This is a genomic window from Enterobacter sp. ECC-019 (assembly GCF_043974075.1).
Lineage (GTDB): Bacteria > Pseudomonadota > Gammaproteobacteria > Enterobacterales > Enterobacteriaceae > Enterobacter > Enterobacter asburiae_D.
In genome coordinates, this window is sequence record NZ_CP143759.1 from 2,261,951 (window position 1) to 2,276,570 (window position 14,620).

12 protein-coding genes are annotated in these 14,620 nt (G+C 54.9%); 3 read left to right on the plus strand and 9 right to left on the minus strand.

What is annotated here, in order from left to right; genetic code table 11:
* The first annotated feature begins 76 nt into the window (after positions 1-76).
* Both V1566_RS10540 and V1566_RS10545 read left to right on the plus strand, forming a co-directional pair.
* Entirely contained in the window at positions 77-628 is a 552-nt protein-coding gene (locus V1566_RS10540; protein WP_395305819.1) for a DUF882 domain-containing protein, read from the plus strand.
* Positions 629-648: 20 nt separating this feature from the next.
* Positions 649-1,296 carry an MBL fold metallo-hydrolase gene (locus tag V1566_RS10545; protein ID WP_023311009.1) on the plus strand — a complete coding sequence of 216 codons (648 nt, stop codon included), beginning with the start codon at positions 649-651 and terminating at the stop codon, positions 1,294-1,296.
* Between the two features lie 47 nt (positions 1,297-1,343).
* Here the strand turns inward: V1566_RS10545 and V1566_RS10550 are convergent, their stop codons facing one another.
* From V1566_RS10550 to pncB, 4 genes are all read right to left on the minus strand, one after another.
* Positions 1,344-2,534, minus strand: coding sequence for an amino acid aminotransferase (locus tag V1566_RS10550; protein ID WP_395305820.1), 1,191 nt, complete (start codon positions 2,532-2,534; stop codon positions 1,344-1,346).
* Between the two features lie 184 nt (positions 2,535-2,718).
* Positions 2,719-3,822: a porin gene (locus V1566_RS10555; RefSeq protein ID WP_332984133.1), complete on the minus strand. Its 1,104-nt coding sequence runs from the start codon at positions 3,820-3,822 to the stop codon at positions 2,719-2,721.
* Between the two features lie 606 nt (positions 3,823-4,428).
* Complete coding sequence (asnS, locus tag V1566_RS10560; protein ID WP_395305821.1) at positions 4,429-5,829, minus strand: asparagine--tRNA ligase; 1,401 nt, start codon at positions 5,827-5,829, stop codon at positions 4,429-4,431.
* Between the two features lie 166 nt (positions 5,830-5,995).
* Positions 5,996-7,198 (minus strand): nicotinate phosphoribosyltransferase, encoded by a 1,203-nt coding sequence (gene pncB, locus V1566_RS10565; RefSeq protein ID WP_395305822.1) that lies wholly within the window; start codon positions 7,196-7,198, stop codon positions 5,996-5,998.
* 254 nt (positions 7,199-7,452) lie between these two features.
* Here pncB and pepN point away from each other — a divergent pair, with 254 nt between their 5' ends.
* Complete coding sequence (gene pepN / locus V1566_RS10570) at positions 7,453-10,065, plus strand: aminopeptidase N (protein WP_168979151.1); 2,613 nt, start codon at positions 7,453-7,455, stop codon at positions 10,063-10,065.
* Positions 10,066-10,151: 86 nt separating this feature from the next.
* On the opposite strand, the gene ssuB is transcribed toward pepN, so the two are convergent.
* The 5 genes from ssuB to ssuE are packed head-to-tail and all read right to left on the minus strand — an operon-like array spanning position 10,152 to position 14,392.
* The gene (gene ssuB / locus V1566_RS10575; RefSeq protein WP_395305823.1) at positions 10,152-10,922 is read right to left on the minus strand and encodes an aliphatic sulfonates ABC transporter ATP-binding protein; all 771 of its coding nucleotides are present in this window, start codon (positions 10,920-10,922) and stop codon (positions 10,152-10,154) included.
* Positions 10,919-11,710 carry an aliphatic sulfonate ABC transporter permease SsuC gene (gene ssuC, locus V1566_RS10580; RefSeq protein WP_023311016.1) on the minus strand — a complete coding sequence of 264 codons (792 nt, stop codon included), beginning with the start codon at positions 11,708-11,710 and terminating at the stop codon, positions 10,919-10,921. Before ssuC ends, ssuB begins: the two co-directional genes overlap by 4 nt.
* Before the next feature lie 9 nt (positions 11,711-11,719).
* Positions 11,720-12,865, minus strand: coding sequence for an FMNH2-dependent alkanesulfonate monooxygenase (gene ssuD, locus V1566_RS10585; protein WP_395305824.1), 1,146 nt, complete (start codon positions 12,863-12,865; stop codon positions 11,720-11,722).
* Positions 12,862-13,824 (minus strand): sulfonate ABC transporter substrate-binding protein, encoded by a 963-nt coding sequence (locus tag V1566_RS10590; RefSeq protein ID WP_395305825.1) that lies wholly within the window; start codon positions 13,822-13,824, stop codon positions 12,862-12,864. Before V1566_RS10590 ends, ssuD begins: the two co-directional genes overlap by 4 nt.
* Positions 13,817-14,392 (minus strand): NADPH-dependent FMN reductase, encoded by a 576-nt coding sequence (gene ssuE / locus V1566_RS10595; protein WP_395305826.1) that lies wholly within the window; start codon positions 14,390-14,392, stop codon positions 13,817-13,819. The genes V1566_RS10590 and ssuE overlap by 8 nt, the downstream gene beginning before the upstream one ends.
* Positions 14,393-14,620: the final 228 nt, after the last annotated feature.

Consider the following 14,620-nt stretch of genomic DNA (forward strand, 5'->3'; position numbering starts at 1 on the left):
GCCTGGTTTTGCCAGTTAAGGTGCCCTTCGTGCGCTAAGCATATTACGATTTCTTTTACCTGTAGACCTGATTATCATGGACAAATTTGACGCTAATCGCCGCAAACTGCTGGCGTTAGGTGGCGTTGCGCTCGGCGCAGCGGCCATCCTGCCGACGCCAGCATTTGCCACCCTCTCGACACCTCGTCCGCGAGTTTTAACGCTCAACAATCTTCATACCGGTGAGTCGCTAAAAGCGGAGTTTTTCGATGGCAGAGGCTATATTCAGGATGAATTAGCAAGACTTAACCATTTTTTCCGTGATTTCCGCGCGAATAAAATAAAAGCCATCGATCCAGGACTGTTTGATCAGATTTTCCGCCTTCAGGGCCTGCTGGGCACCAGCAAGCCGGTGCAGCTCATTTCTGGCTATCGCTCGATTGATACCAATAATGAACTGCGCGCCCACAGTCACGGGGTAGCCAAAAAAAGCTATCACACGAAGGGACAGGCAATGGATTTCCATATTGAAGGCGTTTCGTTAGCCAATATTCGCAAAGCCGCGTTATCTATGCGCGCAGGTGGTGTAGGATATTACCCCAGCAGCAACTTTGTGCATATTGATACCGGTCCGGTTCGGCACTGGTAATAACGAAACACAGGAGCAGTATGAACTATCGTATTATTCCGGTTACCGCGTTCTCCCAGAATTGTTCATTGATCTGGTGCGAACAGACTAAACTGGCCGCGCTTGTCGATCCCGGTGGTGACGCTGAGAAAATCAAGCAGGAAGTCGCAGCAAGCGGCGTCACGCTGATGCAGATTTTGCTCACTCATGGTCATCTTGACCATGTAGGTGCTGCGGCTGAACTGGCTGAACACTATGGTGTGCCGGTGATCGGCCCGGAAAAAGAAGATGAGTTCTGGCTGCAGGGGTTACCCGCCCAAAGCCGCATGTTTGGCCTTGATGAGTGTCAGCCTCTGACGCCCGATCGCTGGCTGAACGAGGGAGAGCGCGTTAACGTAGGGAATGTGACTTTACAGGTGTTGCATTGTCCTGGGCATACACCAGGCCATATCGTCTTCTTTGATGACCAGTCCCGTCTGCTGATTTCCGGCGATGTGATCTTCAAAGGTGGCGTAGGACGCAGCGATTTTCCGCGCGGCGATCACGGGCAACTGATTCAGTCGATTAAACAAAAGTTATTGCCGCTGGGTGATGACGTTACGTTTATCCCTGGACACGGTCCGATGTCGACGCTGGGCTATGAACGGCTCCATAATCCGTTCCTTCAGGATGAAATGCCTGTCTGGTAACCGAATAAAAAAAGCCTGCATAACGCAGGCTTTTTTATGGGCGCATATTACAGTACGGCGACAATCGCTTCGCACAGTGGCGCCATGTTGTCAGGCGTCATGCCTGCAACGTTCACGCGGCCAGAGGCCACGGCGTATACGCCAAACTCTTCACGCAGACGCAGAACCTGCTCTTTGGTCAGGCCGCTGAACGAGAACATGCCGTTCTGTTTGATGATAAAGCTGAAGTCGCGGTCCGCGCCTTTCTCAGCCAGGGTGTTCACAAACAGCAGGCGCATGCGCTGAATGCGCTGGCGCATATCGTTCAGCTCTTGTTCCCAGATAGCGCGCAGCGCATCGTTACTCAGGATAGTCGCAACAACAGACGCACCGTGTGCCGGTGGGTTAGAGTAGTTAGCGCGGATAACCGATTTCATCTGGCTGAACGCACGATCGACGGTCTCTTCGTTAGCCGCAACCAGCGTACAGGCACCTACGCGCTCATTGTACAGACCGAAGTTCTTGGAGTAAGAGCTTGCGACAATCAGCTCCTGGTGCACGGCTGCGAACGCGCGCAGGCCTTCGGCATCTTCTTCCAGACCACGGGCGAAGCCCTGGTAGGCAAAGTCAAACAGCGGCAGCCAGCCTTTTTCTACGGACAGCTTCGCCAGGTGTTCCCACTGCTCAAGCGTCGGATCGATACCGGTTGGGTTGTGGCAGCAGCCGTGGAACAGCACCACGTCACCTGCCTGCGCTTCGCCGAGGCTCGCCAGCAGGCCGTCAAAGTCGAGAGAGTGGTTTGCCGCGTCGTAGTAAGCATATTCACGCACTTCCAGACCCGCAGAGTTAAACACGCTCTTGTGGTTCGGCCAGCTTGGGTTGCTTACCCATACGCGCTTAACAGAGGTATTTTTCGCCAGGAAATCCGCCGCCACGCGCAGCGCACCGGTACCGCCTGGGGTCTGTGCTGTACGGGCACGTTTGCCACTCACAATTGCGCTGCCTTTACCGAACAGCAGCTCCTGGGTGCAGCGACCAAATTCAGGGATACCATCAATACCGAGGTAGTTTTTGGTGGTTTCGTTTTCCAGCTGATACTGCTCAGCTTTCTTAACGCTGGTCAGTACCGGAGTTTTGCCGGTTTCATCTTTATATACACCAATACCCAGGTTGATTTTGCCAGGGCGGTCGTCGGCACGAAACAGATCGGCCAGGCCCAGAATAGGGTCGGCAGGAGCGGCGGTAATGTTCTCAAACATGACGAAGTTCCATTGTGATTACAGAAGTGAAATCCGCTATCAGGTTAACGGTAGATTTACAAAATGCCAACCGTTTGCGACGAAAAGCGTGCGGCTTTTCAAAAGTCGCCATTATTTTCTGTCACGCATAAAAAAACAGGGCCGAAGCCCTGTTCATTAAGCATATAACAAAGTGGTGTGCGGATTAGAACTGGTAGGTTACGCCAACGGTAGCCTGGTTGTCAGAGCCAACCCAGCTGGTGGACGCATCTTTGTCGTCCAGCAGGTTGAAGCGGTAGTCACCGTACACGTTGAAGTTCTTGTTGAAGTAGTAAGTCGCACCAGTGGTGATGTATTTCGCCAGGTCACGGTCGCCGATGCCGTTCAGGTCTTTACCTTTGGACTGAACGTAAGAAACGGAAGGACGCAGGCCGAAGTCGAATTGGTACTGTGCGATAACTTCGAAGTTCTGGGTCTTGTTAGCAATGTTGTAAACATTGCCATCTTCATTCGGAACATAGTTTTCGCCGCTGTTACCCAGGCGGCTCATGTTGCGAGTTTCTGCGTAAACGGTCGCCAGGTAGATGTTATTCGCGTCATATTTCGCGCCAACAGCCCAGGATTCAGCTTTATCGCCTTTACCATCTTTTTTCTGCTCAAGAGTACGGTTAGCGGTGCTGTAGGCACCGATCAGGCCAAAGCCTTCACCGAACTCGTAACCCAGTGACAGGCCAACGCCGTCGCCGTTTGCTTCATTCAGGTTTTTACGATCGTTTTTACCCTGATACTGAACGCCGAAATTCAGGCCATCAACCAAACCAAAGAAGTTGTTGTTACGATAGGTCAGCAGACCAGTAGAACGGCTGGTCATGTAGTTATCAACATAACCGCCACCCCAGGTTTCGCCTGAGAAGGATGGTGCCATATCGGTGTAGGATTCTACGTCGTACACGATGCCGTAGTTACGACCGTAGTCCAGTGAACCCGCGTCAGACATTTTCAGGCCAGCGAAAGCCAGACGAGTTACGTTAGTCTGGTCACCTTCAGCTGCACCGGCGCGTGCACGGTATTCCCACTGGCCGTAACCGGTCAGTTGATCATTGATCTGAGTTTCGCCTTTAAAGCCGATCTGGCCATAAGAGGAGTCAGCGTTTTTGTGTACGCCTGAAGTGGTGAAGCCGTGTTCGCCCACAACTTTACCGTAGAAGTCCAGTTTGTTGCCGTTCTTGTTATAGATTTCTGCAGCGTTAGCTGCACCGGCTACCAGCAGGGCAGGGATTACCACTGCCAGAATATTGCGCTTCATCATTATTTATTACCCTCATTGGTTTTTTTATGACACTCGCCACTGCCGTCAATAAATTCTGTCAATAAATATTTCCGGAACTATTGATGAGAGTTTGGTGTCTTTATGTATCTGACAGGCATCTTTCCATTCGGCGAAGCGTTTCGCTAGCCTGAAAGTGCTACAATTCTCAAGATTAAGTAACCAAAAGAAAATATGTGTAACTAAATATGTATTTTTGGGAACTTTGTGAACCACCTCAAACTTCAGACCAGCCTGGTGAATTAAACGGCAAGATCTATCCTATATATATGAATTGCTTATGATTAATTGAGATAAAGGCGATTCGTATCAACAGACGTTAAACGACTCTGTTTTTCTTATGACCCCAAAAAGCCTTCTGGATGGCTGTAAAAGTGGTTGAAATTTGTGCTATCGCTTGAGGATGTAATAATCGCAATAAGAATGGGGTTTATTTTTTGTGGCTAGATATTTCGCGGAAACAAAACGTAACAGGTAGTGGTTGTGACGGGGTGAAGGTTTAAAGACGCTGACTTTGCACTGACGAAAACTGACAATACAGAATAAAATAATGGCCAGCATAGGCTGGCCATTTTAGTCTTGTACCAATTAGAAGCTGGCGTTACGCGGAGTGCGTGGGAAAGGAATCACGTCACGTACGTTCTGAACACCGGTAACGTAGGCAATCAGACGCTCGAAGCCCAGACCAAAACCGGCGTGCGGTACAGTACCGTAACGACGCAGATCGCGGTACCAGCTGTAGTCAGCTGGGTTGAGCCCCATCTCTTCCATACGCGCGTCCAGCACGTCAAGACGCTCTTCACGCTGAGAGCCGCCGATGATTTCACCAATGCCCGGCGCCAGGACGTCCATCGCTGCCACGGTTTTACCGTCTTCGTTAAGGCGCATATAGAAGGCCTTAATGTCTTTCGGGTAGTTTTTAACGACAACCGGCGCTTTGAAATGCTTCTCAGCCAGGTAGCGTTCGTGTTCAGACGCCAGGTCAACGCCCCAGTAAACCGGGTTCTCGAACGTCTCACCGCATTTCTCGAGGATCGCCACCGCGTCTGTATAGTCCACCTGCGCAAAGTCGGCAGAGACGAAACGCTCCAGACGCGCCACAGCATCGCTGTCTACGCGTTCTGCGAAGAATTTCATGTCGTCAGGACGCTCTTCCAGCACCGCTTTGAACACATACTTCAGCATCGCTTCCGCCAGACCCGCAACATCGTCAAGGTCGGCGAAGGCCACTTCAGGCTCCAGCATCCAGAATTCCGCCAGGTGACGGCTGGTGTTGGAGTTTTCGGCACGGAAGGTTGGGCCAAAGGTGTAGATCTTAGACAGCGCACAGGCGTACGTTTCGCCGTTGAGCTGACCGGATACCGTCAGGAAAGCTTCTTTACCAAAGAAGTCTTTGTCATAGTCCACTTTACCTTCAGGCGTGCGCGGCAGGTTTTCCATGTCCAGCGTCGAGACGCGGAACATCTCACCCGCGCCTTCCGTATCGGACGCGGTGATCAGCGGGGTAGACACCCAGAAGTAACCCTGCTCGTCGAAGAAACGATGCAGCGCCTGCGCCAGCGTATGACGCACGCGCGCCACCGCACCAATCAGGTTGGTACGCGGACGCAGGTGGGCGACTTCACGCAGATATTCGATGCTGTGACGTTTTGCCGCCATCGGATAGGTGTCCGGATCTTCAACCCAGCCGGTGACTTCAATGGCAGAGGCCTGAATTTCGAAGCTCTGGCCCTGGCCCGGTGATGCCACAACCAAGCCGGTAACAATGACGGAGCAACCCGTAGTCAGGCGCAGAACGTCATCATTGTAATTGGGCAGAGAATTATTAATGACGGCCTGTACAGGATCAAAGCAGGAACCGTCATAGACGGCAAGGAAGGAGATGCCAGCTTTAGAATCTCGGCGGGTACGCACCCATCCGCGCACGGTGACCTGTTGGTCAACGGCGACACGGCCCTGGAGTACGTCGGCTACAGGCACAACGCTCATAATATTCTCTCTGTTAATAGTCGGAAAAAATAAACACTTGTCCACCCTTATGGGGGGATATCTATGTTACCTGCCATCTGCTATCAGACAAGTAAATTTCGCAGTCAAAAGAGAAGAATTAGGAAATAAATAAGAAGAGGGGAGCCATGAAGGCTCCCGTAAGCGCTTAACTGGCTTTTTTGATCTGGGGAAGATCGAACGCTTTGCGCAATGCGCGGACAAACGCTTTGTCATGGCAGATGGTTTTACCCGGGCTGTCGGAGAGTTTTGCCACCGGTTTGCCGTTACATTCCACCAGTTTGATGACGATATTCAGAGGTTTTACCTGAGGAATATCGCAGGTCAGACGGGTACCGATCCCGAAACTCAGGTTCACCCGGGTGTTGAAATGGCGATAGAGTTCGACCGCTTTCGCCAGGTCGAGATTATCCGAGAAGACCAACACCTTGCTCATCGGATCAATGCCAAGTTTCTCGTAATGTGCAATGGCTTTCTCGCCCCATTCAACCGGATCCCCGGAGTCGTGGCGTAACCCCTGGTAACGCTCAGCGAACTCGGGACCAAAGTCGCGCAGGAAGGCATCCATCGTAATACAGTCGGTGAGGGCGATCCCGAGTTGATTCGGGTACTCCTCAAGCCATGCAGCCAGTGCCGCGCGCTGGCTGTTAGCCAGGTCGGGGCTTATCTGCTGATGCGCCTGGAACCACTCGTGTGCCTGGGTGCCCATCGGCGTCAGGCTGAGGCGGCGCGCCAGATCGTAGTTACTGGTGCCCACGAACCACGACTCCTGCTGCAGACGTTTAACGATGGCTTCCTGAACCTCACGCGAGAAACGGCGGCGGGTGCCAAAATCCATCAGGCGGAAGCGGGACATGTCCAGCCCCTCGGTCAGCGTGGAGAAGGCTGCGAGTTTATTTTCCAGCGCGGCGACCGCCTGCTCGATGCCCGTTTCCGGCGAACGGTAGCGGTGAGCCAGTTCACTGATCACTGCCAGAAGCGGCACTTCCCACATGATCACTTCCCGCCACGGACCTTCAAGGCGAATATCCAGCTTGCCGTTATCGTTAAGCACGGTGACCTGCTCCGGCTTATAGCGGAAATCGCGCAGCCAGTTCAGGTAGTCGGCTTTGAAGAAAGGCAGGCCAGAAAGCCACTGATATTCCTCGTCCTGCAGCGTCAGATGCTGCATAGCATTGACCTGTTCACGAATGGCGTCTGCGTAGATACCCAGCAAGTCGTCGCCACGACAGCGGAATTCCGCCGCGACATGAACGTCATAGTAATGGTGGAAAACGGCTTGCTGCATATGCAGTTTATACGCGTCGGTATCCAGCAACGTATGCAGAACTGGAGAAGCGAATTGAGTCATAGGTGCGCAGTAGCATCCTCTCACAGGAGCGTTTAGTACAATAAACAACTCCGGAGTATACCTTGTTTAGTGATTTATTGAACCCCGATCACAACATAAGCGCGTTTTATGGTCGAGGGCATTTTGTGCCCCGTGTTATACAAATGTAGCAAAAAAAGGTTTTGTACCTGAAAAGATGAACATTCTGCATAGCGCGTTTTGCGCAACAGGAATATATTGAAACGTTACTCGACAAACGATGCATAAGGTTTTCTATGACACAACAGCCACAAGCCAAATACCGCCACGACTACCGTGCGCCGGATTACCTGATTAGCGAAATCGATCTGACTTTTGACCTGGATGCCACTAAAACCGTTGTCACGGCGGTGAGCCAGGTGACGCGCCACAGCGCAACTGCGGTGCCGCTGCGTCTGGATGGTGAAGACCTGACGCTGGTCTCCCTGCACATTAATGATGAAGCCTGGTCAGACTATAAAGAAGAAAACAACCAGCTGGTCATCGACAACCTGCCGGAACAGTTTACGCTACGCATCGTGAATGAAATCAGCCCTGCCGCCAACACCGCGCTGGAAGGGCTTTACCAGTCAGGCGTGGCGCTGTGTACCCAGTGTGAAGCGGAAGGGTTCCGCCACATTACGTGGTATCTCGACCGCCCGGACGTCCTGGCGCGCTTCACCACCAAAATCATCGCCGATAAAACCCTGTATCCCTTCCTGCTCTCCAACGGTAACCGCGTAGGCGAAGGTGAGCTGGAGAATGGCCGTCACTGGGTGCAGTGGCAGGATCCCTTCCCGAAACCGTGCTACCTGTTTGCGCTGGTGGCGGGGGACTTCGACGTACTGCGCGACACCTTCAAAACGCGCTCAGGCCGCGAAGTGGCGCTGGAGCTGTTTGTTGACCGCGGCAACCTTGACCGTGCGCCGTGGGCTATGACCTCCCTCATCAACTCCATGAAGTGGGACGAAGAGCGCTTCGGCCTCGAATATGACCTCGACATCTATATGATCGTCGCCGTCGATTTCTTCAACATGGGCGCAATGGAGAATAAAGGCCTTAACGTCTTTAACTCCAAATACGTGCTGGCGCGTACCGATACCGCAACGGATAAAGACTACCTCGATATCGAACGCGTCATCGGCCACGAATATTTCCACAACTGGACCGGTAACCGCGTCACCTGCCGCGACTGGTTCCAGCTGAGCCTGAAAGAGGGCCTGACCGTCTTCCGCGATCAGGAGTTCAGCTCCGATCTGGGTTCACGCGCGGTGAACCGCATCAACAACGTGCGCACCATGCGTGGTCTGCAGTTTGCGGAAGATGCCAGTCCAATGGCGCACCCGATCCGCCCGGATAAAGTCATCGAGATGAACAACTTCTACACTCTGACGGTGTACGAGAAGGGCGCTGAAATTATCCGCATGATCCACACCCTGCTGGGAGAGGAGAACTTCCAGAAAGGGATGCAGCTGTACTTCGAGCGTCATGACGGCAGTGCGGCCACCTGCGACGATTTTGTGCAGGCGATGGAAGATGCCTCTAACGTCGATCTCTCTCACTTCCGCCGCTGGTACAGCCAGGCTGGTACGCCAGTTGTCACCGTCAAAGATGATTACAACCCGGAAACCGAGCAGTACACCCTGACCATCAGCCAGCGCACGCCGCCGACGGCGGAGCAGGAAGAGAAATATCCACTGCATATTCCGTTCAGCATTGAGCTATACGATAACGAAGGCAAAGTTATCCCACTGCAGAAGGGCGGCCACCCGGTACACCACGTGCTGAACGTGACCCAGGCCGAGCAGACCTTTATCTTCGATAACGTCTACTTCCAGCCGGTGCCTGCGCTGCTGTGCGAATTCTCCGCGCCGGTGAAGCTCGAATACAAGTGGAGCGATCAGCAACTGACGTTCCTGATGCGTCACGCGCGTAACGACTTCTCCCGCTGGGATGCGGCACAAAGCCTGCTGGCGACCTACATTAAGCTCAACGTAAACCGTCATCAGCAGGGCCAGCCGCTGTCGCTGCCTGTCCATGTGGCTGACGCGTTCCGCGCGATCCTGCTGGATGAGAAGATTGACCCGGCGCTGGCTGCTGAAATTCTGACCCTGCCGTCAGCGACTGAAATCGCCGAGTTGTTTGATATCATCGACCCGATTGCCATCGTGGCAGTGCGTGAAGCGCTGACCCGTACGCTGGCTGCAGAACTGGCCGATGAGTTCCTGGCCATTTATAACGCCAATAAGCTCGACGCTTATCGCGTTGAGCACGCGGACATTGGTAAACGTTCTCTGCGCAATACCTGCCTGCGCTATCTGGCGTTTGGTGAAACCGGGCTGGCGAACACCCTGGTGAGCAAGCAGTATCACGAAGCGGATAACATGACCGACGCGCTGGCCGCGCTGGGTGCAAGCGTTGCCGCCGAACTGCCGTGCCGCGATGCGCTGATGCAGGAGTACGACGACAAGTGGCATCAGGATGGCCTGGTGATGGACAAGTGGTTTATCCTGCAGGCGACCAGCCCGGCGGCCGATGCGCTCAGCAAAGTACGCAGCCTGCTGAAGCATCGCTCCTTTACCCTGAGCAACCCAAACCGCGTGCGTTCACTGATTGGCGCGTTTGCCAGCAGCAACCCGGCGGCGTTCCACGCCGAAGACGGCAGCGGTTATCAGTTCATGGTGGAAATGCTGACCGAGCTGAACAGCCGTAACCCGCAAGTGGCGTCGCGCCTGATTGAGCCGCTGATCCGCCTGAAGCGTTACGACGCGAAGCGTCAGGCGAAGATGCGTGCCGCGCTTGAGCAACTGAAAGGGTTGGAAAACCTGTCTGGTGATTTGTACGAGAAGATTGCTAAAGCCTTAGCGTAATAAAAAATTGCCCGGTGGCGCTTCGCTTACCGGGCCTACATATGGTTTTCTCCCTCTCGCCGTGGGAGAGGGCCGGTGGGAGGGCATCAGGCATTAGCCTTAACTCGTTCTACTTCCGTCCCCCCACGCTTCATCACCCGATCCAACACCTCAGCTTCCAGCTCCGCCAGTCTTGCCGAGCCCAGGCGACGAGGCCGCGGAAGATCCACCGTCAGATCCAGACCTATTTTCCCGTCCTCTATTAACAGCACCCGGTCAGCCATCGCGACGGCCTCGCTCACGTCATGCGTCACCAGCAGTACCGTAAAGCCGTGCGCCTGCCAAAGGGATCCAATCAAATCCTGCATTTCGATCCGCGTCAGGGCGTCGAGCGCGCCGAGCGGTTCATCAAGCAACAGCAGGCCCGGACGGTGAATCAATGCCCGCGCCAGCGCTACGCGCTGCTTCTGCCCACCCGAGAGGGCTGCAGGCCATTCATCCGCACGATTTTCCAGCCCAACGGCGGCCAGCGCCTGGCGGGCTTCATCCCGCCAGTTGCCCTTCAGACCGAGCCCGACATTGTCGATAACCGTTTTCCACGGCAGCAGGCGTGCATCCTGAAACATCATGCGGGTATCGTCCTGAATATTCGAAAGTGGCGTCGTTCCTGCCAGAATGTCACCGCCGTTGGGGGCTTCCAGTCCGGCCAGAAGGCGTAGCAGGGTACTCTTGCCGCCGCCGCTGCGACCAACAACGGCCACAAATTGTCCGGCGGGAATATGCAGATCCAGCCCGTTAAGAATGGTGTTTTCGCCGTAGCGTTTGGTCACGCCGTTCAGCAGTAACGGTGTTCCCTGATTCAGTCGTGCTGTATTCATGCTTTCGCCTCCTGAAGGGTGTAGGCCGGGTTCCAGCGCAGCCAGCTGCGCTCCAGCCACTGGGCGCTGACGTCGGCGAGTTTGCCGAGCAGGGCATACAGAATGATGGCAACCACCACCACGTCCGTTTGCAGGAATTCGCGGGCGTTCATCGCCAGGTAGCCAATGCCTGAGTTGGCCGAGATGGTCTCCGCCACAATCAGCGTCAGCCACATCAGGCCGAGCGCAAAACGCACCCCGACCATAATGGAGGGCAGGGCGCCCGGCAGGATCACGTGTATAAAGAGAGAAAAACCCGATAAGCCGTAGCTGCGCGCCATCTCCACCAGACCACGGTCGATATTGCGGATCCCGTGCCAGGTGTTGATGTAGATCGGGAACAATGTGCCCAGGGCCACGAGGAAGATCTTGGCGCTCTCATCAATCCCAAACCACAGGATAACCAGCGGGATCAGCGCCAGATGTGGCACGTTACGCAGCATCTGAATAGAGGTATCCAGCAGCCGCTCGCCCCAGCGTGAAAGTCCGCTGATCAGGCCCAGAACCAGACCGATGCTGCCGCCGATGGAAAACCCAATCACGGCGCGCCAGGAGCTGATCGCCAGATGCTGCCACAGCTCACCGCTCACGCTCAGCGACCAGAACGCTTCTACAACGCCCTCCGGAGAGGGCAGAATGCGGCTCGACAGCCAGCCGGTGGACGACGCGAGCTGCCAGAGAGCCACAATGCCGACGGGTAAAAACCACGGAGCGGCGCGCAGCAGCCATTTTTGTGAGGTGGCAGACATGGTCACTCCTTAGCTCTGTGCGGCTTTGCGTGGAATAAACTCGTTCGCCACGGCTTCGCCCTGAAGCTGAAGCCGCTGCGGCTGCGGAATTTCCGGAATGGCGACATCCAGATGCGGGAATAACAGCTCGCCCACCTTGTACGCCTCTTCCAGATGCGGATAACCGGAGAGAATAAAGCTGTCGATACCCAGGTCAGCGTATTCATTAATCCGGGCGGCTACGGTCGGGCCGTCGCCGACCAGCGCCGTGCCCGCACCGCCGCGCACCAGACCAACGCCTGCCCACAGGTTCGGGCTAATCTCGAGGTTCTCGCGCTTGCCGTTGTGCAGGGACGCCATCCGGTGCTGTCCGACGGAGTCGGTTTTGGCAAACGCGGTTTGCGCCCTGGCGATGGTTTCATCATCCAGATGGGAAATCAGGCGGTCGGCGGCCTGCCAGGCTTCTTCATTGGTTTCTCGCACAATCACATGCAGGCGAATGCCGAAGCGTACCTTACGGCCATGGGCGGCCGCTTTAGCGCGTACCTGGGCAATTTTTTCTTTCACTAACTCAGGCGGTTCGCCCCAGGTCAGATAGAGATCGACCTGTTCAGCCGCCAGATCCTGGGCCACATCCGACGATCCGCCAAAATAGAGCGGTGGGCACGGCTGCTGCACCGGCGGGAAGTAGAGTTTCGCGTCACGAACGTGAATATGCTTGCCTTCAAAGGTGACGGTTTCACCTTCCAGCAGGCGTCGCCAGACGCGGGTGAACTCTGCGGAGGCTTCATAGCGCTCGGTATGGTCGAGGAACACCCCATCGCCCGCTAGCTCCTGCGGATCGCTGCCCGTCACCAGGTTAAACAGGGCGCGGCCGTTGGACAGTCTGTCCAGCGTTGCCGCCTGACGCGCCGCCACGGTGGGGGAGACAACGCTCGGACGTAACGCAACCAGGAACTTCAGACGCTGGGTGACCGGGATCATTGACGCGGCGACCAGCCAGGCATCTTCACATGAACGTCCGGTTGGGATCAGTACCCCGGTGAAACCGATTCGGTCCGCCGCCTGCGCAATCTGTTGCAGGTATCCGTGGTCAACTGGGCGCGAGCCCTCTTCTGTACCAAGATAGTGTCCATCACCGTGGGTGGGTAAAAACCAGAAAAGATTCAGACTCATGATTTAGCTCCTTCTTTGCCTGCGGGCTGCCAGATGCGTTCGCGAATAGTGACCTGTTTTGGTACCAGGTGGTTTTGATAGAAGAGGTCAGCCGTTTGTTGCTGCAGTGCGGCGACGTGCGCGTCCACAGGCGTAATGGTGGTCGGCGGACGGTGGTTGAGATAGCTCGCAATCACCGGCTCAGGTAAGCCCATGGTTTTCGCCAGCAGGGCAATGCTCTCCTGGCGCTGGGTCTGGGTTAGCGCATCGGCTTGGGTAAAGGTATCCAGTACGCCCTGAATAAATGCGCCGTTCTTTTCCGCATAAGGACGCGCGGCCAGATAGAACGAGCCGGTCTGTTTCAGCGTGGTGCCGTCTTTCAGTACGCGAACGCCGCCCTGCAGTAATGCGGCGGAGTAGTACGGATCCCAGATGGCCCAGGCATCAACGTTCTTCTGCTGGAACGCGGCGCGCGCGTCGGCAGGCGTCAGGTAAACAGGTTGAATGTCAGTGAATTTGAGCCCGGCTTCTTGCAGGGCACGCAGCAGCAGGTTGTGTGAGCTGGAACCTTTCTGGAAAGCAACTTTATGCCCTTTAAGATCGGCGACGCTTTTAATGTCGCTGTTTTCAGGCACCAGAATCACTTCGGCCTTCGGTTTGGGCGGCTCAACGCCAACATAGACGAGGTCCGCTCCCGCCGCCTGGGCGAATATCGGCGGAATGTCACCCGTGCTGCCGAGATCGATACTGCCAACGTTCAGCGCTTCCAGCATCTGCGGGCCAGCCGGGAACTCCACCCAGGAGAATTTGGTGTCCGGGAAGCGTTTTTCCAGAAGCTGGTGGCTTTTCGCCAGCACCATACTGACGCTGCCTTTCTGATAGCCAATGCGTAAACTTTCCGGAGCCTTTTCTGCGGCATGGGCCAGCGAGGTAAGCGCCATCAAACCAGCCAGGCCGATGCGGGTTAATGTTTTAAACATGTGCGACTCCTTGAGGCTGACCAAACGCCGGCGCCTGGATATCCCTGCGGTGCAGAGCATGCCAGAAGGTTTCGAGGGCAGTATCGAGGCGGGTTTGCAGGTTCGGCGTAAAATGAGGTTTATGTTGGTAATCGATAACCTGGGAGTCATCTGCGAAAACGCCGTGGAGGATCTCCTGCGCTTTCAACGCGTTCAGCACCGGCTTCAGGGCATAATCCACGGCCAGTAAATGGGCAACCGTACCGCCCGTTGCCAGCGGCAGCACGACTTTGCCGTCGAGAGCGCGTTCCGGAAGCAGATCGAGCAGGGTTTTCAGCGCCCCGGAAAAAGAGGCTTTATAAATGGGCGTTGCCACAATTAAGCCGTCGGCCCCTTTAAGCTGCTCAATGAGCGTTTTAAGCGCAGGGCTGTCAAAACGTGCATAGAGCAGATCTTCAGGTTCGAAGTTATGCAGGTTCCAGTGGCACACTTCCACATCCAGGGCATTGAGTTTTTCGCGGGCATATTCCAGCAGGGCGCTGGAGCGCGAAGGGAATCGTGGACTTCCGGCCAGGGTAATGACGCGCATACTTCCTCCTTATAACCAATTGTTTGCTTTTATCTAACATTCATAACAATTTTCAGGAGTGTGACACCGCGCGGTTATTCCACTAAATGATTTATCTGCAATTAAAATGCGAAAAAGTGCATAAGAAATAGACAGGGAGGTAAACGATTGCGTTTTACGCTGATTTTTTGCCGCAGGTCAATTCCCTTTCGCGTGTGGATCGCCCATAATCCCCTCCCGGTTTGCACA

Excerpts from the sequence above, each read along its gene's own strand:
- V1566_RS10540 (WP_395305819.1), top strand. The coding sequence starts at position 77 with ATGGACAAATTTGACGCTAATCGCCGCAAACTGCTGGCGTTAGGTGGC.
- V1566_RS10545 (WP_023311009.1), top strand. The coding sequence starts at position 649 with ATGAACTATCGTATTATTCCGGTTACCGCGTTCTCCCAGAATTGTTCA.
- V1566_RS10550 (WP_395305820.1), bottom strand. The coding sequence starts at position 2,534 with ATGTTTGAGAACATTACCGCCGCTCCTGCCGACCCTATTCTGGGCCTG.
- V1566_RS10555 (WP_332984133.1), bottom strand. The coding sequence starts at position 3,822 with ATGATGAAGCGCAATATTCTGGCAGTGGTAATCCCTGCCCTGCTGGTA.
- asnS (WP_395305821.1), bottom strand. The coding sequence starts at position 5,829 with ATGAGCGTTGTGCCTGTAGCCGACGTACTCCAGGGCCGTGTCGCCGTT.
- pncB (WP_395305822.1), bottom strand. The coding sequence starts at position 7,198 with ATGACTCAATTCGCTTCTCCAGTTCTGCATACGTTGCTGGATACCGAC.
- pepN (WP_168979151.1), top strand. The coding sequence starts at position 7,453 with ATGACACAACAGCCACAAGCCAAATACCGCCACGACTACCGTGCGCCG.
- ssuB (WP_395305823.1), bottom strand. The coding sequence starts at position 10,922 with ATGAATACAGCACGACTGAATCAGGGAACACCGTTACTGCTGAACGGC.
- ssuC (WP_023311016.1), bottom strand. The coding sequence starts at position 11,710 with ATGTCTGCCACCTCACAAAAATGGCTGCTGCGCGCCGCTCCGTGGTTT.
- ssuD (WP_395305824.1), bottom strand. The coding sequence starts at position 12,865 with ATGAGTCTGAATCTTTTCTGGTTTTTACCCACCCACGGTGATGGACAC.
- V1566_RS10590 (WP_395305825.1), bottom strand. The coding sequence starts at position 13,824 with ATGTTTAAAACATTAACCCGCATCGGCCTGGCTGGTTTGATGGCGCTT.
- ssuE (WP_395305826.1), bottom strand. The coding sequence starts at position 14,392 with ATGCGCGTCATTACCCTGGCCGGAAGTCCACGATTCCCTTCGCGCTCC.